28 protein-coding genes and 2 tRNA genes are annotated in these 25,153 nt (G+C 59.1%); 2 read left to right on the top strand and 28 right to left on the bottom strand.

The window, feature by feature from the left end; genetic code table 11:
- Positions 1-18 precede the first annotated feature (18 nt).
- The 13 genes from C8D99_RS11560 to C8D99_RS11500 form a co-directional block, all read right to left on the bottom strand.
- Positions 19-462, bottom strand: a complete 444-nt coding sequence (locus C8D99_RS11560) for an OmpH/Skp family outer membrane protein (RefSeq protein ID WP_133958443.1) — start codon at positions 460-462, stop codon at positions 19-21.
- Between the two features lie 93 nt (positions 463-555).
- On the bottom strand, positions 556-2,175 hold the full coding sequence (pseC, locus tag C8D99_RS11555) for a UDP-4-amino-4,6-dideoxy-N-acetyl-beta-L-altrosamine transaminase (RefSeq protein WP_166670160.1): 1,620 nt from the start codon (positions 2,173-2,175) through the stop codon (positions 556-558).
- Entirely contained in the window at positions 2,168-3,721 is a 1,554-nt protein-coding gene (locus tag C8D99_RS11550) for a carbon-nitrogen hydrolase family protein (RefSeq protein ID WP_133958439.1), read from the bottom strand. The genes pseC and C8D99_RS11550 overlap by 8 nt, the downstream gene beginning before the upstream one ends.
- Positions 3,718-4,176, bottom strand: a complete 459-nt coding sequence (locus C8D99_RS11545) for a NanQ anomerase/TabA/YiaL family protein (protein ID WP_133958437.1) — start codon at positions 4,174-4,176, stop codon at positions 3,718-3,720. The genes C8D99_RS11550 and C8D99_RS11545 overlap by 4 nt, the downstream gene beginning before the upstream one ends.
- Positions 4,173-5,111: an ArsA family ATPase gene (locus tag C8D99_RS11540; RefSeq protein ID WP_243833912.1), complete on the bottom strand. Its 939-nt coding sequence runs from the start codon at positions 5,109-5,111 to the stop codon at positions 4,173-4,175. The genes C8D99_RS11545 and C8D99_RS11540 overlap by 4 nt, the downstream gene beginning before the upstream one ends.
- A 13-nt stretch (positions 5,112-5,124) precedes the next feature.
- Entirely contained in the window at positions 5,125-5,415 is a 291-nt protein-coding gene (locus C8D99_RS11535; protein ID WP_133958433.1) for a DUF7990 family protein, read from the bottom strand.
- A gap of 22 nt (positions 5,416-5,437) precedes the next feature.
- On the bottom strand, positions 5,438-5,629 hold the full coding sequence (locus C8D99_RS11530; RefSeq protein ID WP_133958431.1) for a tautomerase family protein: 192 nt from the start codon (positions 5,627-5,629) through the stop codon (positions 5,438-5,440).
- 109 nt (positions 5,630-5,738) lie between these two features.
- Entirely contained in the window at positions 5,739-6,236 is a 498-nt protein-coding gene (locus tag C8D99_RS11525) for a hypothetical protein (protein ID WP_133958429.1), read from the bottom strand.
- Positions 6,237-6,351: 115 nt separating this feature from the next.
- Positions 6,352-8,151, bottom strand: coding sequence for a phosphodiester glycosidase family protein (locus C8D99_RS11520; protein WP_166670159.1), 1,800 nt, complete (start codon positions 8,149-8,151; stop codon positions 6,352-6,354).
- Between the two features lie 226 nt (positions 8,152-8,377).
- Positions 8,378-8,454 (bottom strand) — tRNA-Arg (locus tag C8D99_RS11515).
- A 14-nt stretch (positions 8,455-8,468) separates the two neighbouring features.
- Positions 8,469-8,563, bottom strand: a tRNA-Ser gene (locus tag C8D99_RS11510).
- A 67-nt stretch (positions 8,564-8,630) separates the two neighbouring features.
- Positions 8,631-9,704 (bottom strand): SurA N-terminal domain-containing protein, encoded by a 1,074-nt coding sequence (locus C8D99_RS11505; protein ID WP_133958425.1) that lies wholly within the window; start codon positions 9,702-9,704, stop codon positions 8,631-8,633.
- A 79-nt stretch (positions 9,705-9,783) separates the two neighbouring features.
- The gene (locus C8D99_RS11500) at positions 9,784-12,324 is read right to left on the bottom strand and encodes a DNA polymerase (RefSeq protein ID WP_133958423.1); all 2,541 of its coding nucleotides are present in this window, start codon (positions 12,322-12,324) and stop codon (positions 9,784-9,786) included.
- A 117-nt stretch (positions 12,325-12,441) separates the two neighbouring features.
- Here C8D99_RS11500 and gltX point away from each other — a divergent pair, with 117 nt between their 5' ends.
- Positions 12,442-13,767, top strand: coding sequence for a glutamate--tRNA ligase (gltX, locus tag C8D99_RS11495; RefSeq protein ID WP_133958421.1), 1,326 nt, complete (start codon positions 12,442-12,444; stop codon positions 13,765-13,767).
- An 83-nt stretch (positions 13,768-13,850) separates the two neighbouring features.
- Here the strand turns inward: gltX and C8D99_RS11490 are convergent, their stop codons facing one another.
- Genes C8D99_RS11490 through C8D99_RS11425 form a run of 14 tightly spaced genes read right to left on the bottom strand, consistent with a single transcriptional unit; the run spans position 13,851 to position 22,131 of the window.
- A complete protein-coding gene (locus tag C8D99_RS11490; RefSeq protein ID WP_133958419.1) occupies positions 13,851-14,489 on the bottom strand; it encodes a 4Fe-4S binding protein in 639 nt (212 codons plus the stop codon).
- A 16-nt stretch (positions 14,490-14,505) separates the two neighbouring features.
- Positions 14,506-15,504, bottom strand: a complete 999-nt coding sequence (locus tag C8D99_RS11485; protein WP_166670158.1) for a respiratory chain complex I subunit 1 family protein — start codon at positions 15,502-15,504, stop codon at positions 14,506-14,508.
- Positions 15,491-16,726 (bottom strand): hydrogenase large subunit, encoded by a 1,236-nt coding sequence (locus C8D99_RS11480; protein ID WP_133958417.1) that lies wholly within the window; start codon positions 16,724-16,726, stop codon positions 15,491-15,493. Before C8D99_RS11480 ends, C8D99_RS11485 begins: the two co-directional genes overlap by 14 nt.
- A gap of 11 nt (positions 16,727-16,737) precedes the next feature.
- On the bottom strand, positions 16,738-17,292 hold the full coding sequence (locus C8D99_RS11475; RefSeq protein ID WP_243833911.1) for an NADH-quinone oxidoreductase subunit C: 555 nt from the start codon (positions 17,290-17,292) through the stop codon (positions 16,738-16,740).
- On the bottom strand, positions 17,292-17,753 hold the full coding sequence (locus C8D99_RS11470) for an NADH-quinone oxidoreductase subunit B family protein (RefSeq protein ID WP_420808816.1): 462 nt from the start codon (positions 17,751-17,753) through the stop codon (positions 17,292-17,294). The genes C8D99_RS11475 and C8D99_RS11470 overlap by 1 nt, the downstream gene beginning before the upstream one ends.
- A 14-nt stretch (positions 17,754-17,767) precedes the next feature.
- On the bottom strand, positions 17,768-18,106 hold the full coding sequence (gene mbhI / locus C8D99_RS11465; protein ID WP_133958413.1) for a membrane-bound hydrogenase complex subunit MbhI: 339 nt from the start codon (positions 18,104-18,106) through the stop codon (positions 17,768-17,770).
- Complete coding sequence (locus C8D99_RS11460) at positions 18,106-19,671, bottom strand: proton-conducting transporter transmembrane domain-containing protein (RefSeq protein WP_133958411.1); 1,566 nt, start codon at positions 19,669-19,671, stop codon at positions 18,106-18,108. Before C8D99_RS11460 ends, mbhI begins: the two co-directional genes overlap by 1 nt.
- A complete protein-coding gene (locus tag C8D99_RS11455) occupies positions 19,668-20,015 on the bottom strand; it encodes a sodium:proton antiporter (RefSeq protein ID WP_133958409.1) in 348 nt (115 codons plus the stop codon). The genes C8D99_RS11460 and C8D99_RS11455 overlap by 4 nt, the downstream gene beginning before the upstream one ends.
- Positions 20,005-20,487: an MnhB domain-containing protein gene (locus C8D99_RS11450; protein WP_133958407.1), complete on the bottom strand. Its 483-nt coding sequence runs from the start codon at positions 20,485-20,487 to the stop codon at positions 20,005-20,007. The genes C8D99_RS11455 and C8D99_RS11450 overlap by 11 nt, the downstream gene beginning before the upstream one ends.
- The gene (mbhE, locus tag C8D99_RS11445) at positions 20,484-20,756 is read right to left on the bottom strand and encodes a hydrogen gas-evolving membrane-bound hydrogenase subunit E (protein WP_133958405.1); all 273 of its coding nucleotides are present in this window, start codon (positions 20,754-20,756) and stop codon (positions 20,484-20,486) included. The genes C8D99_RS11450 and mbhE overlap by 4 nt, the downstream gene beginning before the upstream one ends.
- On the bottom strand, positions 20,753-21,016 hold the full coding sequence (locus tag C8D99_RS11440; RefSeq protein ID WP_133958403.1) for a Na(+)/H(+) antiporter subunit B: 264 nt from the start codon (positions 21,014-21,016) through the stop codon (positions 20,753-20,755). The genes mbhE and C8D99_RS11440 overlap by 4 nt, the downstream gene beginning before the upstream one ends.
- Positions 21,013-21,384 (bottom strand): monovalent cation/H(+) antiporter subunit G, encoded by a 372-nt coding sequence (gene mnhG / locus C8D99_RS11435; protein WP_133958401.1) that lies wholly within the window; start codon positions 21,382-21,384, stop codon positions 21,013-21,015. Before mnhG ends, C8D99_RS11440 begins: the two co-directional genes overlap by 4 nt.
- A gap of 4 nt (positions 21,385-21,388) precedes the next feature.
- Positions 21,389-21,631, bottom strand: coding sequence for a monovalent cation/H+ antiporter complex subunit F (locus tag C8D99_RS11430; RefSeq protein WP_133958512.1), 243 nt, complete (start codon positions 21,629-21,631; stop codon positions 21,389-21,391).
- A gap of 14 nt (positions 21,632-21,645) precedes the next feature.
- On the bottom strand, positions 21,646-22,131 hold the full coding sequence (locus tag C8D99_RS11425) for a Na+/H+ antiporter subunit E (protein WP_133958399.1): 486 nt from the start codon (positions 22,129-22,131) through the stop codon (positions 21,646-21,648).
- 214 nt (positions 22,132-22,345) lie between these two features.
- Between C8D99_RS11425 and C8D99_RS11420 the strand changes: the two genes are divergently transcribed.
- Positions 22,346-23,257 carry a DMT family transporter gene (locus C8D99_RS11420; protein WP_133958397.1) on the top strand — a complete coding sequence of 304 codons (912 nt, stop codon included), beginning with the start codon at positions 22,346-22,348 and terminating at the stop codon, positions 23,255-23,257.
- Here the strand turns inward: C8D99_RS11420 and C8D99_RS11415 are convergent.
- Positions 23,169-25,139 (bottom strand): YgiQ family radical SAM protein, encoded by a 1,971-nt coding sequence (locus C8D99_RS11415; RefSeq protein WP_133958510.1) that lies wholly within the window; start codon positions 25,137-25,139, stop codon positions 23,169-23,171. The two genes, C8D99_RS11420 and C8D99_RS11415, sit on opposite strands and share 89 nt — an antisense overlap.
- Between the last annotated feature and the right edge of the window lie 14 nt (positions 25,140-25,153).

The raw sequence follows: 25,153 nt of genomic DNA, 5'->3' as shown, positions 1-25,153 counted from the left end.
GCGGCGCGAGGCTGAACTCTATTTCTTCGCCGCGTTCTTCTTGAGCTCCTGGATCACGTCGTCGGTGATGTCGATGCCGCCGAAATAGACCGCCGACTTCTCGATGACCACTGTCACTGCCTTAACCTTTGCAACGGTCCGGACAGCAAGCTCGGCCTCCTTGAAGATGGGCTGCATAAGCCTCTGCTCTTCCTGGGCAAGCTCGTTCCTCTTCGTGTTGAAGATCTGGGCCTTCTTGTTCTGGTCGGGTTCCTTGTCAACGGCGAGTTTCATCTCGTTTTCCTTCGTCCTGCTGATCTGCTGGAGCTGCTTCGTCACGGCCTCGAATTTCGGATGCTGGAAAATGATCTTCTGGGAGTCGATCACTCCGATCTTCTCGTTGGCTGCGGCCATAACGGAAGTGAAAACGACGAACAGAAACGCTACAGAAAGAAGAACGCCCAAACGCTTAACAGAAAACATACAACTACCCCCTCGATACGTCGCTGAAATATCGGACACGGTTGAGATTGTAGCGGTAAACCGCACGAAAGTCCAGGTAAATTTACGGGTAAATCACCCGGCGTCGGCGATGCGGCGGATTTCCTCCGCCACTCGTGCGACGTCGTCGTCGGACAGCCCGTAAAACATGGGAAGGCTTATCTCCCTGGAATAGAAGGTCTCCGCGGCGGGAAAATCACCCTGCTTCCAGCCGAAATTCTTCCTGTAGTAGGGATGCAGGTGCACCGGCGGGTAGTGAACCATTCCCCCGATGCCTCTCTCCTTCAGCTTCAGGATAAATTCCTTCCGCCGTTCCGCAGGTACCCGGAGGGGATAGAGGTGGTAGGCATGCCCCTCGTGGCGGGGAGGGATTTCCAGGCCCCGTACCGAAGAGAAAAGGCCGTCATACAGGGATGCGATCTCCTTTCTCCGGCTCACGAACCGGTCGAGCTTCTTCATCTGGCTCAGCCCGAGGGCTGCGTGGATGTCGCTCAGCCTGTAGTTGAAGCCGAGGGCCTGCATCTCCGTAGACCACGGCCCGTCGGGCTCCCCTTCCATTTTCGACGGGTCCTTCGTGATGCCGTGGGTGCGGAAAAGCCGCAGCCGTTCGGCATATTCGTCCGAGTCGGTGGTGACCATGCCGCCCTCGCCGGTGGTGATGTGCTTCACCGGGTGGAAGCTGAAGGCGGTCAGGTCAGCTTCCTTTCCCACGGGGGTCCTTCCCCTCTTCGCTCCGAGGGCGTGGCAGGCGTCCTCCACAAGGACGGCGCCGCACTCTGCCGCCGCTTCCCGGAAGGCGGCCATATCGGCCGGATATCCCGCGAAACTCACGGGGGCGATCACTTTTGTCCTGGAAGTAATCTTTTCCTTTGCCTTCCCGGGGTCAAGGCAGAGGGTAGCCGGGTCCATGTCCGCAAAGCGCACGGATCCCCCGAGATAGAGGGCGGCGTTGCTGGTGGCAGCAAAGGTCATGGGAGAAGTGACCACTTCGTCTCCCGGCCCCACTCCCGCCGCGAAATAGGCCCCGTGGAGGGCCGCCGTACCGTTGGCGAAGGCCACCGCATGGCGGGTCCCCACATACTCCGCGAAGGCTTTCTCAAAAGCGTCCACCGACGGCCCCTGGGTGAGCCAGTCACCCCTGAGCACCTCCGCGACGGCCCGGATATCTTCCTCATCGATATACTGATGGCCGTAGGACAGAAATTTCATTTCCTTCACCCTTTCTTCCCCGCCGCGTGCAAGGCGGCTCTTTCTGCGTTCAAGGAAATAGTCCGTGAGGAGCCGGGCACACTCCCTCTCAAGAACCCCGCTCCGGACAGCGCACCGGTGATTGAGCCTCGAATCCCTGACGATGTCGTACAGGGTGCCGCACGCCCCGGCCCTGGGATCGGCGCATCCGTAGACGAGACGGTCCACCCTGGCAAGAACGAGCGCACCTGCGCACATGGGGCATGGTTCCACGGTGACGTAGAGGGTGCACCCCCGGAGGTTCCATGTCCCCACGGCCTCCGCAGCTCCCCGAAGGGCCAGGATTTCCGCATGGGCGGTCGGATCCTTTTCTTTCCGGTTGCTTCCCGTGGAAAGCACCTCTCCGTCCCGCACCACCAAGGCCGCGATGGGAACGTCTCCCCGCCGGGCCGCGACGCGCGCTTCTTCAAGGGCCAGGGCCATGAACCGTTCATCCCTGTCATTCATGAGAGCCGGTATCACCGTCAGCGGAGACAAGGTCTCCATAGACGGAGGGCAGCCTGCCGGAAACAATGTTCGTCCCGGGCACCACTGTTTTTCCGCGGCTTTCCGATCTCCGGATCATGGCGGACACAGCCTGGTCTCCTTTATCAAGGGCCTCCGCCAGCACCGCACCGGAAGGCCCCGCGGCAAGGGCATCCCCCCAGCCGTGGAAATACAGCAGGAAAATCCTGTTCTCCGCGGCCCTGGTGCGGGCAACTCTTACGGATATCTCCCGGGGACGCTTCCCGTCCCCGTACCATACCACCACTTCGGCTCCTCCGAGCATCATGCAGCGGGCAGGTTCGGGGTTCCAGCCGTCGTCCCCCCATACAGCCCCGATTCTTCCGGCAGGTGTATCCAGGGGCTCAAAACCTTCCCCCCGAAACCTGCCGATGATACCATCGGAGGAAAAGACGACGGTTTCCCTCCCCTTCCCCGCCGGACCGTTCAGGACGGCGACCACACCGCTTCCCGACAGGAAGCCCGACAGCTTTTCCGCAGCCCGGCTGCAGCCTTCCTCCTCCATGGGAGGGAGACAGACCAGCCTGTTGCCCTGGTCCGCCGCCCTCACAAGAAAACGGGACGCCTTTTCGAGATATTCCTCCATGCCGGCAGCTCGAAAACGGCACAGGGCGGCAAAAACCTCGTCATCGGAAGCGGACAGGGGGTCGAACTGGGCGAGGTAGGCTCCGGTGGAAACCGTGTCCGCCGTGAGAATGGAATAGAGTTTCGGTGTCCGTCCGGGCATCGGCGGGCGGGGCGCTTCAAGGCCGGCCTCGGCCACCAGAACCCCTTCCTCTGACGAACCAAGGGACGCCACCACGTTTCCCAGCGGATCGATCAGGCGGCTGCCGCCGCAGTTCAGCACGGTTTCAGCCTCGAGGCCCACCTTGTCGGCCACGGCGATCCAGACCCCGTTCTCCGCCGCCCTGGCGGGCAGCATGTACTCGAGCTGGGGATTGGACAGGGTATCCCTGTTTCGTCCCGTGGAAGTCAGGTTTGTCAGGTCAAGGATCATTTTCGCCCCCTTCAGGGCGAGGATACGGCTGATTTCGGGAATCCGCCCGTCAGCGCACACCATCATGCCCACCGGGCCGAATTCCGTTTCCGCCACGGGAAAGGAGCTTCCCGGCAGGACATACCGTCCGTCGAAATGCCAGAGGTTCGACTTGAAGGTCCGCAGCAGTTCCCGTCCGTCCGGTCCCCAGAGGATCGCCCCGTTGTACAGGGCTTCCCTTTCCTGCAGAACGAGCCCTGCCGCGAGATAAATTCGCCGTTCTGCGGCAAAGCCGGAGAAAAGCGCCCGGGGGTCTGCCTTCCGCCACGATGCCGCGGATTTCTCACCGCCGCCGAGGTAATAGGCCGGGAAAAGGGCCTCCGGCAGAAGGACGAGTTCCGCGCCCCCCGCAACGGCCTCGTCCGCCAGTTCCAGAGCCCGTTCAAGGGCTTCTTTCCACTCCGGCACGTCAAGGGCGCGGGGCTGAACACACCCGATCTTCAGGGCTTTCACCTTCCTTCAAGGGCCGCCTTGACCACTATTTTCCGAACCCGGCCGCCGGCCCCCATGGAGATGCAGCCCTTATGACCGTCCCAGGGAAAGAAGAGAAAAAACCTGTCGGGCCCTCCCCGAAAGAAAACGCCGTCTCCGGAATAAGTCCGGCAGTCCTTTTCCGAGGAATACCCGGACAGAGGTTCGAGGTCCGCTTCAGGGGCATAGCCCATCCACTCCTCTCCCTCCAGGGTGATATGGATGTCGGCATACTTCCTGTGGGTCTCGAAGGGTTCCTCGGAGGAGGGCCGGGTTTCTCTCGACTGGACGAGCAAAAAGGCATCGTCCCCGTCGATGTCCGTCCGGCCTTCCGGAAGGGCATCCAGGGGCCGGGACGCAAGAAACTCAAGGGCCCTGCCGAGGCTGCCGCCGAGGCAATAATAGGCGCCGAGCCTGTCCAGGGTGTCGGTGATCATGAATCCAGTCCCCCCATAAGGGCGGAAATCGTCTGAAGCTGATCCATTCCCTGGATATCATCGTCAAGCATGGGAAGTTCGATGATGGGCATGGGGGAAAACCGGCTGCGGATCTCCCGGAGATATCCTTCCTGGGAAAGCCGCTTTTTCTCGAGAAAAGGCCCTGCATCAGGAGGAATTACCTTGTTCACCACCACGCCCCCCACGGCGATGCCGTGCCTTGAAAGCAGATCCACCGCCCTGGCCGTTTCCAGGATGGGGAGCTTCTCCGGGTTCAGCACGAAATAGAATACCGATGCTTCCCGGTCGGTGAGGTATTTTCTCGCCAGGGCGAACTTGTCCCTCCGGGCGGTAAGGGTCTGGATGATGGGATCGTTGGCTATCCGCTCGGCCAGGGGCTTGTCGTACCTGGCAGCCATCTTCATCAGGTTCATGGCCTTCTGCCGCTTCTCGATGAGATGTTCGATCCAGGCTCCGAGAATTTCGGGAAGGGTCAAAAGCCTGAGAGTATGTCCGGTGGGAGCGGTATCGAAGACTATGACGTCATAGTCCCTGCCCACCGATTCCATGAGCTCTATGAACTTGTCGAAGATGGCCGCCTCTTCTGCCCCCGGAGACATGTAGGCGATCTCGATCTGCCGCTTTATCTCGTCCACGATGGTGGCGCTCACCAGGTCGAGCATTTTGTCCTGTATCGATTTCATGTACTTTTTTGCTTCTACCTCGGCATCGATCTCCAGGCCCCAGAGGTTCGGGCACAGGGGAACCGTCTGGAAGCCGATGGGCTTATCGAAGGCATCGGCAAGAGAATGGGCCGGGTCCGTGGAAACCACGAGAGTCCGCACACCCCGCGCCGCCAGTGAGAGGGCGTAGGACGCGGCGCAGGAGGTCTTGCCGGTACCGCCTTTTCCTCCAAAGAACGTAAATTGTTTCATTGTCCGCGTCACCTCAGTCGAAATCATATTGAGCGGCCTTTTCGGCGATAATGAACTTCCTGTTCTGGATCCTCCGCTCCCAGGGTTCAAGGTCGTCCGCCACGTAGGGAAGAAGCTCGAGCATGTAATAGGACATGGGATTCGGGATGCCGAGATAATCACCGAAAAGAAGCAGCATGAGGTTGTCGTTGATGTCGAAGGCCTCTTTCCGGACCACGGCCATATTTTTATCAACAAAGGTACCATGGTGGAAGAGGACGAAAAACTCCCACCCCGTACGGAGCGCTTTCAGAAATTTATCCATGGAATTCCGTCCCGGAAGGGGGCTATTTCCCCTTGTCGATATTCAGCACCCCGGCAACCGCCATGTTCTCCCTGGGCATGTCGTTGATCATGATCCTGACCACGTCAGGCCCCACGTCAAGCGCCCTGCAGATCGCTTCGGTCACCTCTGCGGCGAGTTTTCTTTTCTGATCCAGTGAACGTCCTTCGTACATGTAGATATTGACTATGGGCATGGAAACCGCCTCCTCTTCTTTTAATGAAGATTACTGTATTTCAGGGCGAAACGCAACGGAAGGCATAAAAAAAAGCCCGGCTCGGGGCCGGGCTTCCGCATCATGAATGCTACTTCTTCTTCGGGGCGGGCTTCTTCGCGGGAAGCTTGCCGGTGGCGTAGGGATGAGCCTTGAAGGGGATCATTTCCTTGGACATCTTTATGAACTCCCTGCCGGCAGCATCGTATTCGGTGGACTTGATCACGTTGCCCACCATGTCGTAGTGATTGACGTACGTGACGGCAAAGTCCTTTCCGTCGGCGGAATAGACGTAGCCGTATTCCGTGAAGTACAGGCCGGAAGCGGTCTCCTGGTCGATAGCGAACTTCTCGACGATGAGATCGATGGTCTTCTTCTTCTCTTCGGGGTTGGTGTAATATTTCCTGGTACAGGCGAAGTGGCCGTCGTCATTCTTGCCGTAGTTCACAAGGTACCACTGCATCTTGTTTGCATCCTGGCCGAAGTTCACCGGCTGGGGGGCTGCCGATGCGAAGGCTGCGGAAACCGAGAGGACAAGGGCGAGAAGCGCGAGGACAAAAAGGGTGATAAGGCGGGACTGTTTTTTCATTTGACTGGTACAACTCCTTCCATATTTTTTTCTTTTTCTTGCGTCGTGTAGTCTATCATAAAACGGCGTATTCGGTTCTTCTCCACGGGATTATTCATATTTTCAGTTTTTCCCGTCAGTTTCCTCCCTTCGGAAAAGCGCCGACGCCGTAGCTTACAGGCCGTTCCCTTCCATCGGAAAGAACGTTCATGATCCGCCCTCCCGCAAAGAGAGTTGAAGAGCCGCCGCCGTCGAGGTTCAGTGCGTAGGACACCCCGTTTTTCTTCAATATCTCCGCCGTTTCCGCAAGGGTGAACCCCACGCTGTGGACCGCGTTGCGGCCGTCACCCACGAAGAAAAACCATTGGCCTTTTTCTGTGAGGCCGATGACCGACCTCGGATGACGCTTGTTCACTATGGAATCGTTGAGATTTTCCGTTTCCATGGAAAGGATGCCCTTTCGCACCAGGAACGGCCCCCCCTGGATGGCATTCGTCATGGATGTCCAGTAGGGATCTCCGTCGTTCACCGTCTGGGCAATTCTGATACGGTCCCCCGGAACGATTGATTCGGCAAAACGGGCCGGGGTGCCGTAGACGGCAAGGACCCTTTTTCCCGGAGGTATGGGATTCCCTCCCTCCCGCCGGACCTCCACGCAGGTATCGCCGTCGAGGACAACCTCCACCACGGGACCGGAAAACGGGGGAGTACATTCGCCGAAATGCCTGGTGAAGATCACCACTCCGTCTCCCCGAACAGTCCTGTTCAGCCCGGTGACGTCCATGAAGCCTCCGCCGGGGAAATGTACTTCGGCCCTCCACTCCATCTGGCCGAAGGCCGCCTGGTTCTTCCCGTTCCAGCCGAGAATGGTCCGCCCTTTATAGGGGGGGTTCACCATGACGCCCCTCTCGATGATGGCGCCGATGGGCGCTCCCCGCTCCTTGCCGCTGATGCTGAAATACCCGCCGTTGACGGCCGCCATGGCTCCCGTGGTCATGGAGCTGAGGGGAGCCAGGGTGTACAGGCCCTCCGGTGCGAAGACGGGCCGGATGTCGAACCGGGCGGGATCCAGTATGACCATGATCCAGAACCGGGGAGCTCCCGGAGTGTCCCAGCTTACGGGCGAGGGAAACACCACGCCTTTCCTGCCAAGGCTTTCGCAGGCGGCCAGGAATTCCCGAATGGGCCCGTAGGTATCGGAAAGAGCCGACCTGACCCGCCAGTCATAGTTCTGGCTGTCCACCGTTCCCTCCACCCCCTTGCCGGCCAGGGCATCCCGGAACAGCTCCGCCTCCTCCCTGGACTCAAAACCGTTGGCTGCCGCCCGCCACTTCGGAGGCCTGTCTTGGAGGCCCTCCCTGTGCACCTGCACCGTCATTCCCTTTACCGGAGAATACTTCGCGGAGAGGGACAGCCCCTTCCGGGCAGCCCGGACGATGGCGGCGATATTCTGCGCCTCCTTAGGGGTTACCTTTTTCGCAGGGCCGAAGGAGGTGACGTTTTTTTTCAGCAGGGGGGGATTCATGTTCAGGGCTGCCGCCAGGTATCCCCTTTCGAGGGGCTTCAGGCTTCCCACATCCCGGAAGGGCAGAGGCGCCCCCGAGAGAACATCCGCCACGGAGGCAAGGCCCAGGCTGTGGACGGCAAACACGATGGCTTCCTTCATGGTGATCGGGGCATCGAGCCTTCCCTCCGGAACAGGGATCACATCGAGTTCGAGGGCGGCCCTTACCAGGTCTTTTTCCCCCGAGGGAGCGGCAAAACCTCTGGCCTGGAAAAGCTGGGCTATGAATGCATCCTTTCGTACGGTTTGGGCTCCAAAAGCTTCCCCGGCGGACAGAAGAACCAGGAGAAGGAGCAATACAAGGGAACTCTTCTTCAGAGTGCGGGGCGAATAGGAACGGAAGTCGGAACAAGGGGTATTTCTGAGGGTCATGGGCATTCTCCTTGAATGAACTGCTCGTTTCGGACGGGTTCATTTCAGCCGGATTCGCAGGGAAGTATAACAGACACCGGAAGCGGAGGGTATACGGAAAAAGGCGGATTGCGTAAATACGCTCCGTTTGCATTCCTGTCCGCCGGAGCACGAAATTCCTGCCGTGAACGTGCCGTATGCGGAAAAAGAAAAACCCCCGCAGATATTGCGGGGGTTGTGCTGTCAGTGGCGCGCCGGACAAGATTCGAACTCGTGACCTGCGGTTCCGTAGACCGCCGCTCTATCCATCTGAGCTACCGGCGCCTGTCGGTTGTTGATGGCGGTGGGTGAGGGATTCGAACCCTCGAGGGAGGTTTAAGCCCCCCTACTCGCTTAGCAGGCGAGTGCCTTCAGCCTACTCGGCCAACCCACCACAATCGCGGAGTCTATTCTAGTAAGGTACGGAACTTATGTCAATAGCCTCAAAAATGTCTGTCAGCTTACTTCTTCTCTTCTCCGCCTGCGGGAGTCTGCACATCGCCGCTCTTCTCAGATGAGGGGGCGGGGGCTTCCGTCTTTGCCTCGGGCTTGGGGAAAAGGTCATGGTCGTGGATTACAATGCTGGTCCTTTCCCTGAGTTCCCTGAAGAAATTGGACTGGGCTTCCCTGCTCTTTTCTTCCGTAAGGAGAGCCTTCACGTCGCCGCTGACTTCCTCGAAGGGGGCGGTCTTCTCTTCCACCTTCCCGCGTTTCACGGCGATGAGGATGTCGTTGCTCGCGATCTCCACCGCGGGGCTCACTTCGCCGACGGCAAGATCCGCAAGGGGGGCCAGGGCGTCCCTGAAGCTGGACTCGGGGATGAAGACTGGCCCGCTCTCCGGTGTCTTCTCGATCACGTCCCCTGATGTCACGGCCTCCACGGCCTCTTTCCAGTCCTTCCCTTCGGCGAGAACGGCAAGAAGCCTGTCGGCCTCATCCTTCGTCTTCAGGCGGATGAAATCCATGGAGTACCCGGCGGGAGAATGGAAGAAGAGGAGCTTCAGCTTCTCGTAAAACTCCTTCACTTCCTCTTCCTTGACATCAGTGGTGCCGACGGCCTTTTCCATGAGCTTCATCTGGACGACCTGCTGGGCCATGCTCTCCCGGAAGGCGCTCATCTTGATCCCTGAACGGTCGAGGTACTGCATGAAGGCTTCCTTTGTGGGGAACTGTTCGCTGACTTCCTTCACGGCGGCGTTGATCTCCTCTTCCGTCGCCTTCAGCCCGGATTCCTCGGCTTCCTTGGCGAGCCGGGAGACAAGGGCGATGTTCTCCAGGGCGGCCTGGTAGAGGCGGGGCACGTCGCCGGAGGCAATATCCCTGATGTTAGCCCTCTCCACGTAGTTGCGGAGCTGTTCGTCGAGCATGGAGCGCATTACGGCCTTGCCGTCTATTTCTGCAACGATGTAGTCTTCGCCGCCGGATGATCCTCTTCGGGGACCACTGTCAAAGCCGTACATTCCAAAAATGGACAGGACAAAAAGGACGACGATGGCGATCATAATCCAGCGGACCTGAGACCTCAGGGTTCTCATCAACAAGGGACATCTTCCTCTCTTTCTGATTTCCGGATTCCAATGGGGTATTTTACCATAGTATGGTTCAAATGAGGCGTTAGACTTCGGCGAGGCTGCTCCCCGTTTTCGACTCCACCTTCAGTGGCACGGCAAGGTCCGCCGCCCGCTCCATGATCCCCTCGAGGGACCGCTTCACATCTTCCGCGTCCTCTGCGTGGCATTCGCAGACCAGGGAGTCGTGAACCTGGAGGACAAGACTGACCGTTCCGGAGGACGGGAAGGCCCCCGCGAAGTCCACCATGGCCTTCCTGGCAATATCGGCCGCCGTTCCCTGGATGGGTGTGTTCACAGCCACCCTCCGCAGGGCGTCCCTGTCCCTGGGGCTCACTGACACTTCGGCCAGGGGGCGTATCCTCCCTGCCAGGGTCAGGGTGAATCCCCTCTTCCGGGCATCGTCGTAGCTCTTCTCCAGGTAGTCTTTCACCCCCGGCAGGGCTTCGAAATACCTGCGGATGATGTCAGAGGCCTCCTGGCGGCCTATGCCCAGTCTCTGGGCAAGGCCGAAGGAGCTCATGCCGTAGAGGAGCCCGAAGTTGATCATCTTCGCTACCCGGCGGAGCTCCGGCGTGACGAGGGCTGTCTCCATGGAGAAGACCCAGGACGCCGTCTCCGTATGGATGTCCCTTCCCTGGGCGAAGGCGTCCAGCAGTCTCCTGTCGCCGCAGAGATGGGCCAGCACCCGGAGTTCGATCTGGGAATAGTCCGCCGCCACGAAAACATTCCCCTCGCCGGTGGGGAGGAGCCCCTTCTTTATCCTCCCGGACCACTCGCCGAAGGAGGGCAGGTTCTGAAGGTTGGGGTCCCTGCTGCTGAGCCGCCCCGTGCCGGTCACCGCCGGCTCGAAAACGCCGTGGATGATTCCGTCCCCGTCCCGGGCCGCCTTCACGAGGGGCTGGACGAAGCCGGAGAGCATCTTCGAGAGCTCCCGGTACTCGATGAGAAGGTTGGGCACCTCGTCATAGGGTCTTCCCATGGCGGAAAGCCCTTCGAGGACGGAGATGTCCGTGGAGTAGCCTGTCTTGGTGGTCTTTCCTGCCGGGAGGCCAAGTTTTTCAAAGAGAAGCCACGCCACCTGCTTCGGGGAATTGAGGTTGATCTTCTCCCCTCCCCTGGCGGTGATCTCCTCCTCGATGCCCTTCAACCTGGAAGAGAGGTCCGCCTCCAGGGCGCCGAAGGCGGGGATGCTGCAGCCGATGCCGTGCTTTTCCATGTCCACGAGGACAGGAACGAGGGGAAGATCCGTCTGCTCCATGAGGATGGAGAGGCCCTCGTGGTCCCCCATCTCCCCCGCGAGTTCCCCGAACCTGGCGGCGAGAAACCCTCCCTTTTCCGCTGGGGAAAGGGAGGCATATTCCGTGAACAGCCCTTCGGGGTGGTGGACGCCGCCGTCCGGATGAAGAAGGTAATGGGCAGTCTTGAAATCCAGTACGGCTGAAGGGGGAAGGAAGGAGCTTCCAAGGCAGGCCGCGGCCTCCTTGTAGTCCGGCAGCAGAACCTTTCCGTTTCCCCGTCCGGCGAGGGCGGAAAGAGCTTCATCCCTGGTTTTTCCTGCCCTGTCTCCGTCAGGCCCCGTAAGGCAGAACTCCTCCATGGTAAGGCTGACGGGGTATTTTCCGCTGATGACGGGAACAAATACCCCGGAAGGCAGGGAGCTTTTTTCGCCGCGGCTTCCCTTCGGAAGCAGTTCAGCGACAGGCGCCGGTGCCTGCCCTCGCCCTTCTCCGGGAACCATCTTTCCGGCCATCTTCTGCAGCCCGAGGGATCTGCATCTTTCAAGGAAGCCTTCCCGGTCAGGCTCTCCGGGAAGGAAATCCCCGAGATTTTCCCTGGTATGGCAGAGAAGGGTCACCAGTTCTCTGCTCCTGTAGGCCTGTTCCCGGTTTTCCTCGAACTTTTTCCTCAGCCCCGGTTTGAGGGATTCAAGCCGGTCATAGATGGCGTCAAGGCTCCCGTACTCTGCGAGAAGGGCCTTTGCGGTTTTCTCTCCCACGCCAGGAACGCCCGGCACATTGTCCGCGGCGTCGCCGAGAAGAGCAAGATAGTCGGTCATGGCCGACGGGAGGAAACCGTATTCCTCCACAAAGCTCCCTTCATCCATGAGTTTGAAGGAAGTAATCCCCTTGCCGGGACGGAGTACGGAAAGCCCCGGCCCCAGTATCTGGAGTATGTCCTTGTCGGAGGAAAGAATCAGAGTTTCAAGCTGCTCCCCGGCGGCCGTGCAGGCCACGGAAGCAAGAACGTCGTCCGCCTCCACTCCCTGCCGCATGACCACCGGTATGCCCATGAGGGAAAGAAGCTCGGAAATGAGGGGAACCTGGACCTTGAACTCCGGTGGCGTAGGCTTCCTGCCGGCTTTGTATTCTTCGTAGGCTTCGTGGCGGAACGTGGGCCCGGGGGCGTCGAATATCACGCCGCACAGGTCGGGTTTCCAGTCTTCCCGTACTTTCTGGAACATGTTGAAAAAGCCGACCACGGCGTTCGTGGGCGTGCCGTCCGGGGCGGTAAGCTCCGGGAGGGCGTAGAAGGCACGGAAAGCAAGCCCGTGCCCGTCGACGAGAAGCAGCTTCTTCCCCTTCATGGGGATCACATCCTTTTTCTTTTTGGTCCTTTTCGGCCTGACTGGGTTATAATAACCCATTGTCGGGATTCATGCACAAAAGAGTTCTGCACTATCCAACGTCAGGGAGGAACGAAAATGACGGATACGGTAAGGGTAAGATTCGCTCCGAGCCCTACGGGAGCGCTCCACATCGGCGGAGGGCACACCGCCCTGTTCAACTGGCTCTGGGCCCGCCACATGGGCGGAAGGTTCATTCTCAGGATCGAGGACACCGACCGGGAGCGGTCCACCAAGGAATATGAGGAAACCATCATGTCGGGCATGCGCTGGCTCGGCCTCGACTGGGACGAAGGCCCCGACGCGGGGGGCGATTACGGCCCCTACAGGCAGTCCGAGCGGCTTCCCCTGTACCACAAGTATGCAGACCAGCTCGTTGCCGAAGGAAAAGCCTACAGGGAAGGAGATGCCGTCATCTTCAAAAACCCCGAAGGCGTGAAACTTGCCTTCGACGACGTGGTCTACGGCCATATCGAGGTCATGAGCGAAACCCTGAAGGATACGGTGCTCATAAAGAGCGACGGCATGCCGACCTACAACTACGCCGTCGTCATCGACGACCACTGCATGGGAATCACCCACGTCATCCGGGGCGAGGACCATATTTCCAACACGCCCAAGCAACTCCTCATCTATGACGCTCTCGGATGGGACTACCCCGCTTTCGGGCATCTTCCCATGATCCTCGGGAAGGACAAGAAAAAACTCTCCAAGCGCCATGGGGCTACCAGCGTCTACGAGTTCCGTGACATGGGCTACATGCCGGACTCGGTCTTCAATTTCCTCGCCCTGCTCGGCTGGTCCGCCGGAGAGAACAACGAGATTTTCAGCCGGGACGAAGCCGTGGCCCTTTTCGAGCTTTCAAGGGTGACGAAGCGGGCCGCCGTGTTCGACATGGAAAAACTCAACTTCATCAACCAGGAGCACCTGAAGCGCCTCGATCCCTACACGAGGCTCGAGCTCGTGGAACCCTTCTGGAGGGAAATGGGGCTTCCCGTGGACGATCATTCACGGGAATACCTCGCCCAGTCACTCGTGGTCCTCTGCGGAAGGGGACAGACGGCGAAGGAGGCTGCGGGGTACTCGGATTATTTTGTCACCTTTGACGCTGTAAAGGCCAGGTACGACGGTTCGGACGTGGACGACGCGGGAAGGGGGATCCTCCGGAAATTCTACGGGGAACTCCTCGCACTTCCCGAATGGAAAGCCCACCCGCTGGAAGAATTCACCCGCACGTGGAGCGAAAACCATTCCGTCAAAATGAAGGACATCGCCATGCCCCTGAGGATGGCCCTCACCGGCATGAAGGTCAGCCCCGGAGTCTTCGAGGTGGCGGAACACCTCGGGCGGGATGAAAGCCGGAGACGCCTTGCCCATTTCGGCTTCGTCGGATCGGAAGGCTAGAGAAACTCCCGAACAGACAAAAAGCGGACGGACCGGAAATCTACCCGGTCCGTCCGCTTTTAGCTTCCGTCCCGGCAGGCGTTTTACTTTCCGTCCGCCGGAACGTCGATCTCCACAGCCTCCACGGCATCCTTCGGGCAGACTTCGGCGCATTTTCCACAGCCGATGCAGGCCGATTCGTCAATGACGTGGGGTTCTTTGACCTTTCCGGAAATGCAGCCCACGGGGCAGTTCCTGGCACATTTCGTGCATCCTATGCATTTGTCGGACATAACCCGGTAGACCGTTTTTTTCTGCGGGCCCTCCCCGGGCTGGGGTTTGCCGGTGTCGGTGGTGATCTGGGCCTTCCTGTCGTAGGAGGAGATAAGGTATTCGGACGACATGGTGAGGCACTTCACCGGGCAGATCTCGGTACACTGGGCGCAGAAACAGCAGCGGTCATTATGGATCTGGATCTTCTTCTCTTCGGGAAGAAAGACCGTCGCGTTCGCGGGGCAGACCTTGATGCAGAGCTTACAGCCGATGCAGGCAGACTTGTCGTAGTTCAGCCTTCCGCGGAACCTTTCCGTCGTTTCCACGGGCGGGTTGAGTTCAATCTCCCCGTCCTGGGCGGCCTGAAGAGCGTCCGAAAGCGAATCGGGCATAGCCTGCACGGGGAAGGGGTTGGTTACCGTTTTTTCAGCGACCTGCCGGAGCAGAAGCATTGCCATCCGGTTCAGCATTCTTTCCTCCCCCTTTCTAGATCACCAGACCGACAGATGCAAGGATCATTCCGGCGATGGAAAGACCCGCAACCTTGATCAGGTAAAATTCGGACGCCTGCCAGATCTTAAACCGGCCGAAGGCGGTCCGCATGAAGGTGACGAATATGATCTGCACCACGAAGACCTTCACCCAGAACCAGAGGAAATCCAGGGCATAGAGGAAAATGCTCCCGAAGCCGAGGAAGGAGCCGAGAGACCACGGGAAGAAAATGGCCGTGATGATGGCGGCCATGGCCGTTGCTCTCAGGGCGAAGGTTATCTTGAACATGGCGAGGTTTGTGCCGGAATACTCGATGATGAGTCCTTCCAGTATTTCCGTTTTCGCCTCGGGGATGTCCATGGGCCCCTTGCCGGTCTCGCCGGGGACCACAAGGACAAGGGCGAGGAAGAGGCAGAGAATGCCCAGGAAACCCACTTTGCCGACAACGCCCCACACTGACATTCCGGAGAAAGTCTCCAGGCTGAAGGGCTCGCCCGGCATGCCGGTCTTGTAGGCGACGTAGGCCAGGGTGCTGACCACTACCGCCAGGGGAAGCTCGTAGCTCATCATCAGGATCATTTCCCGCTGTGCGCCCACGTTGGCGATGGGGTTGCCGCTGGCGAAGCCGCCCACGGCCATGGCGACGCCGGAGAGGCCAAGGAGGTAGATGATGAGGATCATGTCCCCTTCACCGCCCAGGATGGGAGGGAGAGAACCGATGGGTATATAGAGGAACACGAGCAGCATGGTGGCAGCGGCTACCCAGGGGGCGCCGTTGAAGGCCCACGCCACCGCCCGCCGGGGAACGATGTTTTCCTTGCCCAGCAGCTTTACCAGATCCAGAAAGGGCTGGAAGACGGGGGGGCCGATCCTCCGCTGCATCCTTGCATGAACCACCCGGTCCACTCCCTCGAAGAGGAAGGCAAGGGCAGCCACGAGGAGCATAAGCGCCGCGCCCGCAATAAGGCGCATAATAAGGCTAACGACCACCATTCTGCATCAGCCTCCTTGTTTTCTCTCTGCACTTCTCCAGCAGTTCGGCCCGGGTGACCACTTTCCGGGCTCCCGTCGAGCTGTCCGTGGCCAGCATGCGCTCCATGCATGAGATGCAGGGGTCGATGCTGTTGATGATGAGCGGTGCGTCCGCAAGCTCGTTGTTCCGGAACATGAGGGGCCAGGAAACGGCGTTGGCGTATGTAGGGGCACGGACCTTCCACCAGGTCACGTTCTCGTCTCCGCCCTTGAGGTGAACCACGTGAGTGTCGTCTCCCCGGGGTGCCTCGATGGATGCCCAGCCTGTGCCCTCGGCTTTCTTGAGGAAGGCGAGGACCTTGTTCAGGTTCTTCTCCCACATGATGTCCCCTTCTGGAAGACCGGCCATGATCTTGTCGATGATGTCGAGGGACTGGTACACCTCGTGGACCCGGACAAGGAAGCGGTCAAACACGTCGCCGTAGGCCTTTCCGTAGTAGTCCTGAGGGACCACTGCCCGGACGCCTATGTCTCCGTATGCTTCGTAGGGAGAACTCTCCCTGAGGTCGCACCTCACTCCGCTCGCCCTTGCCGTGGGCCCCACGGCGCTGTATCGGATAGCCTCTTCGTAGGTAAGGACGCCCACGTCCCGCAGCCTGGCCTTGGCGATGGGGTCGGCTGTAACCACGTCGTAGAAAGGAGCGAATTCCTGCTTGTAGTACTTCACCATCTGCTTTACCGTCTTCGCAAGCTCGGGGGTGACATCCCACCTGACCCCGCCTACCGTGGCCACACCGTAGTTCACTCGGTTTCCGGACAGGACTTCGAGAACGTCCATGACCTTTTCCCGCAGTGCCATACCCAGGTGGAAGGCGGAATCGAACCCGATGGTATAGCACGCGACGCCGGCCCATAGCATATGGGAGTGAAGCCGCTCGAGCTCAAGAACAAGGGAGCGGATGTACTGGGCCCTCGGCGGCACCGGGACGGAGGCTGCGTCCTCCACGGCCCGCAGGAACGCGATGACGTGGCTGAAGGAGCAGATGCCGCAGATGCGCTCCGAAAGATAGATAACCTGGATCGGATTCCGGTCCCTGGCCATGAATTCGATTCCCCTGTGGATGGCTCCGGGGCGGACCGTGGCTCCCACGATCTTTTCGCCCTCGAGGTCCAGCCAGGCGGTAATGGGTTCTTTCAGGCCGACATGCACCGGACCTATGGGAACTTTATATTTTTTCTCCATGACTTACCCTCCTAGGAAAGCTCCCGCACGTCGTTCGCGGAAGGCCCGGCCTCGTCCCTGCGCCATGGCTTGATGGACTCGTCCCATTCCTCGGGAAGGAAGACGAGAGCCTTGTTCGGCAGGCCGTCAAAATCCACGCCGAACATTTCGCGGGTCTCCCGCTCGCTGTACTCCACCCCGGGAATCCGGGAGAAAAGAGACGGCATGACGAGGTCTTTTTTATCCACCGGAACGGCAACGGCCACGCCGATGCGGTTCCGTCTGCCGGCAACCTGGAAGAGGGTGAAGTGATAGTACAGAGTCACCACGCCCCCGTCGTCGTTTCCGGAAATAATATGAAACTGGGGGAAATCGAACTCGGCCAGAGTGTCAACGAAATCAAGGAAACGGTCTCTCTCAACCTTCGCCCAGATGTCGTGATGGCCCACGGTATCGTCCTTTCCGGCTTTCCTCTCACGGACTTCGAGCACCGCTCCCTGGCCGAAGACGGAACGGATGCGGTCCGCCACTTCAGCCGGAGATTTTGCGACCGTGACGTTGTCCACGGAATTCATCGGGAAACTCATTATTGACCCTCACCCGCTTTCTGAAGGTCGCCCCTGAGGCGTTCGAGCTTCAGCACTGCCTTGGCTACCCCTTCGATGATCGCTTCGGGCCGGGGGGGACATCCGTGGACGAAAACATCCACCGGAATGATCCTGTCCACCGGACCTTCGAGATTATAGGATTTGTAGAACACGTCGCCGGAGGCTCCGCAGTTTCCCACCACCACGACCGCCTTCGGGTCGGGCATCTGGTTGTAGATTCTGAGAAGCTTTTCCTTCATGAACTTCGTCACGGGGCCCGTGACGATCAGCACGTCCGCGTGGCGGGGCGTTCCCACCAGCTTCATGCCCAGCCGTTCGATGTCGTACCGCGGGCTGATGGTGGCAACAATTTCGATGTCACACCCGTTGCACGAACCGGAATTGCAGGTGGTCACCCACAGAGATTTCGGCAGGATTTCCAGGTATTTTTCAAGTTTCAACATGGGCCGACCTCCTACACCAGCAGAATGAACACGGCCATGAACGCGACGGAAAGGACGTAATACCCAACCATGTCAGTCGCTATGCCTGTGTGCATTCCGAGAAGCCCTTTGTAAAACGGCTCAAGGGCCTTCCTGAAGCCCCAGTATGCGGAGGAAGCAGGAACGGATAGTTCCGCTCCGTCCTCGGGGACCTCGTTTCCTGACCAGTAGATTTCATCCTGGTCGGTGCCTTTTTTAAAATCGGACCTGCCCTGGGCGCGCAGCCAGAGAATGTAGAAGGCCGCCACGGCGAAGAAGAGAATCCACGCCCCTACGTCCCAGTAGCCGAATCCGGTATAGACCTTTCCCATCACATTCCACCTCCCATGATGGCGCCGATGTATCCGCTCTGGTCAACAAGGGCCCTGGCCGCAGGCTCCACAAGGTTGGATAGAGTCCAGGAGGGGAACAGAGTGGCACCGAGAACGGCGACCGTAAGAACCGCCATTCCTGCGAGCATGGCGGGAGGAACTTCCCGGACGTGGAGCAGGCTGTTCTTCTCGGGACCGAGGAACGCCGTCTGGAAGACCTTGACGAAGGATGCCAGGGTAAGGACGGAGGTCACGAGAGCCACCACTGCGAGTGAAGGATGCACGGCGAAGGAAGACTCGTAGATGAGCAGCTTGGACACGAACCCGTTGAAGGGGGGAAGTCCGGAGATGGCCGCCGCGGCTATGACGAACATGAAGGTCGTATAGGGCATCTTTCTGGCAAGACCACCGAGATCGTTGAGGTCTCTCTTGCCGGTGGCGTAATAGACCGCGCCTGCAGCGAGGAACAGCAGGGCCTTGTACATGGTGTAGTTGAAGATATGGAACACGCCGCCCTTGATGGCGGTGAAGCCGAAGTCTGCCATGCCGCGGGGGTCGCCGAGGACGAGCATGCCCACTCCGAGGCCGAGGAGCATGTAGCCGACCTGGGAGACGGAATGGTAGCCTATCAGCCTCTTGATCTCATGCTGCACCACCGCCATGGTGACGCCGAAGAACATGGACGCGAGGCCGAAGATGATGATCATCCAGGGAACGAAGGTGCTGCCCATGGCCACTCCGTAGATGGAGAAGCAGACTCTCATCAGGCCGTAGAGCGATGCCTGGCTCACCGCCACCAGCAGGCATGTCACACCCGTGGGAGCTTCCGCATAGGCATCGGGAAGCCACATATGCATGGGGAAGGTGCCGCACTTCATGGCAAGGGATCCCACCAGGAAAACAAGGGCGAGCTTTTCCATGGTCCCCATGGTCAGGACGCTTCCCAGGGCCGCCATGTTCAGGGCATTGTACTTCCCGTAGAGGGAACCGGCGGCGATGAGGATCATCATGGACCCGACCTGGGAGATCAGGGCGTACTTGAAACTCGCCTCGATGGCCGACGGCTTGTCCCTCCAGAAGGCGATCAGTCCGAAGGAGGCTATGGACGAAATCTCGATGAAGATGAAGAAGTTGAACATGTCGCCCGTCACCATCATTCCCAGCATGCCCGTGGTGAGCAGAAGGTAAAGAGATGCGAAACGGCTCAGACCGGAGAACCTGCTCATGTAGTTCACCGAGAAGAGTGCTCCTGCAAATGATGCGATGGCGCCGCACAGAACCATGAAAGCGCTGAAGGCGTCAACTTCGAGAATGATTCTCACCGGAAGGGCCATTCCCGACGGAAGGGCGAGCCTGAAGCTCTCGCCGCCCATGACATAATACTGAATCCCGCTGGCGAGGACGCTCCTCCAGAGCAGGAAGGCTACCAGCAGCGTGAGGAAGGTCGCTGCCACAAGCAGGATGTTCCGGGCCAGTTTTCCTCCCATGGAGCAGACCGGCGCGAGGAAGGCGCCGAAGAGAGGAATAATCAGAAGCAGCGCAGGAAGATGTTCGTTCCAGTTCATCCTCTCAACCTCCGGATCTCGTCCACGTCAAGGGTTCCGTAATGGCGCCAGACGAGCATGATTAGCGACAGCAGAAGGGCCGTGGTCGCAAGGGCGATGACGATGGCGGTCAGGGTCATTGCCTGGGGCGTGGGGAGGACCATGGTGGTACCCTCTCCGGCCAGGAAATGGACGGGGATCGTCCCTCCCGCGCGATACCCGAGAGCGACCAGGAAGATGTTGACGGCGCTTCCGAGGATGCTCACGGCGATGGCGATCTTGATGAGATTCTTCGACATAAAAATGCCCACGAGTCCCATAAGGAAAAGAACTCCGACGACGAAAAACGGTGCGTTACCGATCATGGCCTGATTCCTCCTCCATAGGCCCCTCACGGAAAAGCCGGATGCCTCTGAACATGGAAAGCACGATAATGGAAAGAGCTCCCGCCACCTCGATACCGACGGCAATGTCCATGAGGGCGATGGTGCCCGACGGGGGAATCACACCGTGTCCGGTAGCCTGGACTACTTCGTGGGGAATGGCCAGGAAGTTGTAGAGGAAGGCATTGGGGAACCCCATGAGGCCGAGAAGGAAAAAGGCCATGAGGCCGAAAAGGAGCATGCCGTTGAAGATCCCCATCCTGACCCACGAAAAAACCTTCTTTCCGCCGTAGGCGACAAGGAGCAGGGTGATAAAGGTGGCTGCCACGGCTCCTCCCTGGAATCCTCCCCCGGGGGTGACGTCACCGTGGATGATAACGCTCGCGCCGAAGACGATCAGGAACCAGGCGAAAAGGTCGCAGCCGGTTCTGACGACGACAGAAAGCGGCCTCACTGCTTTTTCCTCCCTTCACGGAAGAGGGCGGTAATGGCGCAAAGGGCCGTGAAGAGAACCGCCGCTTCTCCTATGGTGTCAAAACCCCTGTAGTCGAAAACGATGGAGGTCACCACGTTTTCCGATGATCTTTCCGTAAGTGCCCTGGCGATGAAATGGTCGTCCATGGGCGCCGCGCCGGGCTCCCCGAAGGGGCGTATGTTGTCCACCGCTCCCACCACCAGGGCTCCGAGGATAATCGCCGAGACGATGAAAATGATCTTCTTCATCTTCCGTCACCTCCGTCGCTCTTCTTGACCTTTCCGCAGGCCCTGATGGCGATGATGAAGATGGCGGTGCTCAGGCCGGCTCCGATGGCGGCCTCGGCAATGGCTACGTCAGGAGCCTGGAGGATATAGAATTCCAGGGCGGTCATAACGCTGAACACAGCAAGGGCAATCACCGATGAAATGAGGTCCTTGAACCAGAGGGCAAAGAAGGCGGACAGCACCAGGAGAGTCAGTACCAGCAGGTGCAGCATGTTGTTCATCTGGACGAGCCTCCTTTCGCTTCTTCTTTTTCTTCCAGGCGGTCAACCACTGCAAGGGCAGGGAAAATACCGCTCCTGTGGGCGGCGCGGGCTATAGCGTGGGCACCGGTGGCATTGGTAATAAGAAGGACAAGGGCTGCCACGGCGCCGTGAATGATAAAGACTCCGAAACGGGCCTCCCCCGTGGAGACAAGCTTGCCGAGAGAGTACGCAACCACCGCGAACATGGTGAAAAGCGTCCCGAAGGTGGTACACTTCGTGGCGCCGTGAAGTCTCGTGTAGACATCGGGGAACCTGTAGAGGGAAAAAGCTCCCAGCGCATTGAAGCCAAGGCCGATGAGGATGAGGATTCCAACGATAAGAAACATCCCCTCACACCTCCCCTTCGATGAACCGGGCGATGAACATGGTCCCGACAAAGGAAAGCCCGGCATAGACTATGGCCACGTCAACCATTACTACCGAATCGTAGACCGCCGCGAGGATCATCATCAGCCCGACCACCAGGGTGTTCATGGTATCCAGGGCCACTGCCCTGTCGGCAACGGTGGGACCGGCTACGAGACGCCCCAGCACCGCTACGGCCAGAAGGCCGCTGAACGCCGCAGCGAACATAAAGATCAGGTTTGTCACTCCGCCAACCTCCTCGCCCAATGGCCAAATGTTCCGTAGAGCTGCTCTTCGGTGGGATTTTCATCCTCCACATAGATCCAGTGGATGTAGAAAGCTCCCTCCTCGTCAACGTCCACGGTGAGTGTTCCCGGGGTAAGGGTTATGGAATCCGCCAGCATGGTCCTGGCGACATCGGTCGTCAGGCCGGGGTTCACCTTGACGATTCCGGGCCGGATATCCCCCGTTATGACCCTTTTCGCCACGTCGATGTTGGCCTTGGCCAACCCGACCGCAAAGGGCCCGAACAGGTAGTGGAAAAATCCGAACCACCTTTTTGGGTCCAGTCCCCTCATGCTGATTTTCCTTCCCTTGTGCCAGGAACGGAAGGCCACAGTGATGACAGACGCCAGGATCAGTGCGATAAGCACTTCGATCATGGGTATGGCCCCTCCCGACCAGACAAGGAGAAGGTACATCAGAAAGGAGACTACGAAAATGAACACATACTCCACCTCCCGCCTTGAATTTTGAACATTCCGAATGGAATTCCGGAAATCCGGAGAGTGAAAAAACATCGGATACATTATACTACGGTTCGATCCATTGTAAATGAAAGTTAATATCCTCACAAAATGTAAACGAATTGAAAAACTTCCTTATAAACAGGCCCGGAAAGTGGTATACTCTCCCGAGCTATTTCCAACGGGAGTGAAAAACATGGTTTTTTCTGCAGGTTTGAAAACGTTTCTCGCGGATTTTTCCCTGATGCTCGTCGCCCTCTTCTGGGGGCTCGGCTTCGTGGCTATGAAGGATGCTCTCGAAAGCTACCCGACCTTCTGGCTGCTCGTGCTCCGCTTCGGTTCCGGGGCGGCCCTCATGGCTGCACTGTTCCGGAAGAGGCTCGCCGGAGTATCCACCGCGGACATCAAGGCGGGAGTGCTCATCGGGGTCTTTCTCTTTCTCGGGTTTTCCACCCAGACTCTCGGCCTCAACTACACAACGCCGGGAAAGCAGGCCTTTCTCACAGCCACCTACGTGGTCATCGTTCCACTGCTCTCATGGGTCTTCAGGAAGCGGTTTCCCGGTCTGCTCTCCTTCGTCGCGTCGGCCGTCTGCCTTTCGGGCATGGCAATGCTCACCCTTCAGGAGGGACTTGCCGTCGGCGCCGGAGACACCCTTACGCTGGTCTGCGCTGTCTTCTTCGCCTGCCACATACTGGCAATTGAACACTTCGCCGCAAAGACCGACCCCGTAATCCTGGCCATTATCCAGATCTTCATGGTGGGGCTCCTCAGCCTTCCCTTCGCCCTGGCCTTCGAGACATGGCCCGGCTTCAACGGCGGGTCCGGCCTGTGGAGCATCGCCTTCACAGTGCTCTTCTGCACCGTTTTCGCCTTCGCCGTACAGAACGTGGCCCAGAAATTCACACCCTCAACCCACACGGCGATAATACTGAGCCTGGAGTCGGTCTTCGGCGCCTTTGCGGGAATCTATTTCATGGGAGAGATATTCACCTCGAGGATGGCTGCGGGCTGCGCCCTTATCCTGGCCGCCGTCCTTCTGACGGAGACCGGCCCGGCCCTCGCGAGGGCTCTTTCCGGCCGCCTCCCTGCCGGGGAGAAGCCGTAGACTTTCCCCCCCGTTTCCTTTTTCCAGAGCTGTCCGCCGGAGAGGATTCCCTTCCCCGGCGGGTTTCTTTATGCTGCTCCCGAACAAGGCAGCGGGGCCCTTCACCGACGAGGTCCGGCCTCCCGGCAGCCTTCAGGGCACTGATGACGGTCTCCCTGTTTTTCGGCTCCCGGTACTGCAGGAGAGCCCGCTGCATTTTGCGTTCATTTCTGTCCTTCGGTACGTGGACCTTCTTCCCTGAAAACGGGTCGATTCCCGTGTAATAAATGCATGTGGACAGGCTTCCGGGCGTGGGAATGAAATCCTGGACCTGTTCGGGCTGGAACCTGATGTCCCGCAGAAACTCCGCGAGTTGCACAGCATCCTTCAGATCCGCTCCCGGGTGGGAAGAAATGAAGTAGGGGACAAGATACTGCTTCTTCCCCAGCTTCCTGTTCACCTCGGCGTACGCCTCCATGAACTTCCCGTACACTTCGCATCCGGGCTTTCCCATGACGGACAGGACGCCCGGCGACACGTGCTCCGGCGCCACCTTGAGCTGTCCGCTCACGTGATGGGCGCAGAGCTCTTCCAGGAACGGCGTTTTTTTGTCCGCCATGAGGTAGTCAAAGCGGATTCCCGACCTGATGAAGACCTTCTTCACTCCCGGGAGGGCCCTGAGCTTTCCGAGCAGTTCAAGGTAGTCGCTGTGATCCGCCCGGAGTTTCGGGCAAGGAGTGGGGAACAGGCACTGGCGACCCCTGCAGGTGCCCCGGACAAGCTGGTCGTCGCAGGAAGGAATCCGGAAGTTTGCCGTGGGGCCTCCCACGTCATGAATATACCCCTTGAAATCGGGCAGCGTGGTGAGGAGCCGGGCTTCTTCCACCAGGGAACCGTGGCTTCTGGCCTGGATGATTCTTCCCTGGTGGTAGTGGATGGCGCAGAACGAACAGCTCCCGAAACACCCCCTGTGGCTGGTGAGACTGAAGCGGACTTCCTCGATGGCGGGCACGCCTCCGTCCTTCTCGTACATGGGATGGTAGGTCCTGGTATAGGGATAGCCGTAAATCCCGTCCATTTCATCCATTGTCAGAGGACGGGGAGGAGGGTTCTGGATGGTCCAGACGGTCCCGAAGCGCTGGGCGACCGCTCTCCCGTGGAAGGGATCCTGCTCAGGATACTGGAGCCTGAAGGCCTCGGCGAATTTCCTTTTGTCAGCGGAGACATCCTCCCATGAAGGCACCTCCACCGTCCTCCCATCTTCGGGAAGCGCGGCGGTCCGGTACATGGTTCCCCGGACGGAGCGGATCTTTTCCACAGGTACTCCCCGTTCCAGCAGGGCGGCTATCTCAGCGATCTGCTTCTCGCCCATTCCATAGACCAGGAGGTCCGCCCCGCTGTCCACCAGTATGGAGCGGCGGACTTCATCGGACCAGTAATCGTAATGGGCAAACCGTCGGAGGCTCGCTTCCACTCCGCCGATGATCAGGGGGAGATCCTTCCAGCATTCCCGCACCCGGCTGCCGTAGACAATGGTGGCCCTGTCGGGACGCAGCCCGGCCTTCCCTCCCGGGGAATAGCTGTCGCTGCTCCGGCTTTTTTTCGAAGCGGTAAACCTGTTGAGCATGGAATCCAGGTTTCCGGCGGTTACCAGGGCGGCAAGCCGGGGCCTGCCCATGGCGAGGAAGGAATCCCTGCTTCTCCAGTCAGGCTGGGGGAGAATGCCCACCCTGAATCCCCTGCTCTCGAGAACCCTGGCGATGACAGCCGGGCCGAAGCTCGGGTGGTCCACGTAAGCATCTCCGCTGATCAGAAGGAAATCAAGCCCCGCCCATCCTCTTGCCTCCATTTCTTCCCTGCTCACGGGAAAGAAGGAAGTTCCGGGAACGGGCGGGACCGACATTGTCGAAAGGTCTG

Source organism: Aminivibrio pyruvatiphilus (assembly GCF_004366815.1).
Lineage (GTDB): Bacteria > Synergistota > Synergistia > Synergistales > Aminobacteriaceae > Aminivibrio > Aminivibrio pyruvatiphilus.
This window is presented reverse-complemented; position numbering and strand designations above follow the sequence as displayed.

Excerpts from the sequence above, each read along its gene's own strand:
- C8D99_RS11485 (WP_166670158.1), bottom strand. The coding sequence starts at position 15,504 with ATGGTGGTCGTTAGCCTTATTATGCGCCTTATTGCGGGCGCGGCGCTT.
- C8D99_RS11540 (WP_243833912.1), bottom strand. The coding sequence starts at position 5,111 with ATGAAACAATTTACGTTCTTTGGAGGAAAAGGCGGTACCGGCAAGACC.
- C8D99_RS11520 (WP_166670159.1), bottom strand. The coding sequence starts at position 8,151 with ATGACCCTCAGAAATACCCCTTGTTCCGACTTCCGTTCCTATTCGCCC.
- mbhI (WP_133958413.1), bottom strand. The coding sequence starts at position 18,106 with ATGGGAAAGGTCTATACCGGATTCGGCTACTGGGACGTAGGGGCGTGG.
- C8D99_RS11535 (WP_133958433.1), bottom strand. The coding sequence starts at position 5,415 with ATGGATAAATTTCTGAAAGCGCTCCGTACGGGGTGGGAGTTTTTCGTC.
- C8D99_RS11490 (WP_133958419.1), bottom strand. The coding sequence starts at position 14,489 with ATGCTGAACCGGATGGCAATGCTTCTGCTCCGGCAGGTCGCTGAAAAA.
- C8D99_RS11415 (WP_133958510.1), bottom strand. The coding sequence starts at position 25,139 with ATGTCGGTCCCGCCCGTTCCCGGAACTTCCTTCTTTCCCGTGAGCAGG.
- C8D99_RS11420 (WP_133958397.1), top strand. The coding sequence starts at position 22,346 with ATGGTTTTTTCTGCAGGTTTGAAAACGTTTCTCGCGGATTTTTCCCTG.
- gltX (WP_133958421.1), top strand. The coding sequence starts at position 12,442 with ATGACGGATACGGTAAGGGTAAGATTCGCTCCGAGCCCTACGGGAGCG.
- C8D99_RS11455 (WP_133958409.1), bottom strand. The coding sequence starts at position 20,015 with ATGATCGGTAACGCACCGTTTTTCGTCGTCGGAGTTCTTTTCCTTATG.
- C8D99_RS11560 (WP_133958443.1), bottom strand. The coding sequence starts at position 462 with ATGTTTTCTGTTAAGCGTTTGGGCGTTCTTCTTTCTGTAGCGTTTCTG.
- C8D99_RS11480 (WP_133958417.1), bottom strand. The coding sequence starts at position 16,726 with ATGGAGAAAAAATATAAAGTTCCCATAGGTCCGGTGCATGTCGGCCTG.
- C8D99_RS11530 (WP_133958431.1), bottom strand. The coding sequence starts at position 5,629 with ATGCCCATAGTCAATATCTACATGTACGAAGGACGTTCACTGGATCAG.
- mnhG (WP_133958401.1), bottom strand. The coding sequence starts at position 21,384 with ATGTTTCTTATCGTTGGAATCCTCATCCTCATCGGCCTTGGCTTCAAT.
- C8D99_RS11500 (WP_133958423.1), bottom strand. The coding sequence starts at position 12,324 with ATGAAGGGGAAGAAGCTGCTTCTCGTCGACGGGCACGGGCTTGCTTTC.
- C8D99_RS11440 (WP_133958403.1), bottom strand. The coding sequence starts at position 21,016 with ATGAACAACATGCTGCACCTGCTGGTACTGACTCTCCTGGTGCTGTCC.
- C8D99_RS11475 (WP_243833911.1), bottom strand. The coding sequence starts at position 17,292 with ATGAGTTTCCCGATGAATTCCGTGGACAACGTCACGGTCGCAAAATCT.
- C8D99_RS11505 (WP_133958425.1), bottom strand. The coding sequence starts at position 9,704 with ATGAGAACCCTGAGGTCTCAGGTCCGCTGGATTATGATCGCCATCGTC.
- mbhE (WP_133958405.1), bottom strand. The coding sequence starts at position 20,756 with ATGAAGAAGATCATTTTCATCGTCTCGGCGATTATCCTCGGAGCCCTG.
- C8D99_RS11430 (WP_133958512.1), bottom strand. The coding sequence starts at position 21,631 with ATGTTCGCTGCGGCGTTCAGCGGCCTTCTGGCCGTAGCGGTGCTGGGG.
- C8D99_RS11460 (WP_133958411.1), bottom strand. The coding sequence starts at position 19,671 with ATGAACTGGAACGAACATCTTCCTGCGCTGCTTCTGATTATTCCTCTC.
- pseC (WP_166670160.1), bottom strand. The coding sequence starts at position 2,175 with ATGAATGACAGGGATGAACGGTTCATGGCCCTGGCCCTTGAAGAAGCG.
- C8D99_RS11525 (WP_133958429.1), bottom strand. The coding sequence starts at position 6,236 with ATGAAAAAACAGTCCCGCCTTATCACCCTTTTTGTCCTCGCGCTTCTC.
- C8D99_RS11545 (WP_133958437.1), bottom strand. The coding sequence starts at position 4,176 with ATGATCACCGACACCCTGGACAGGCTCGGCGCCTATTATTGCCTCGGC.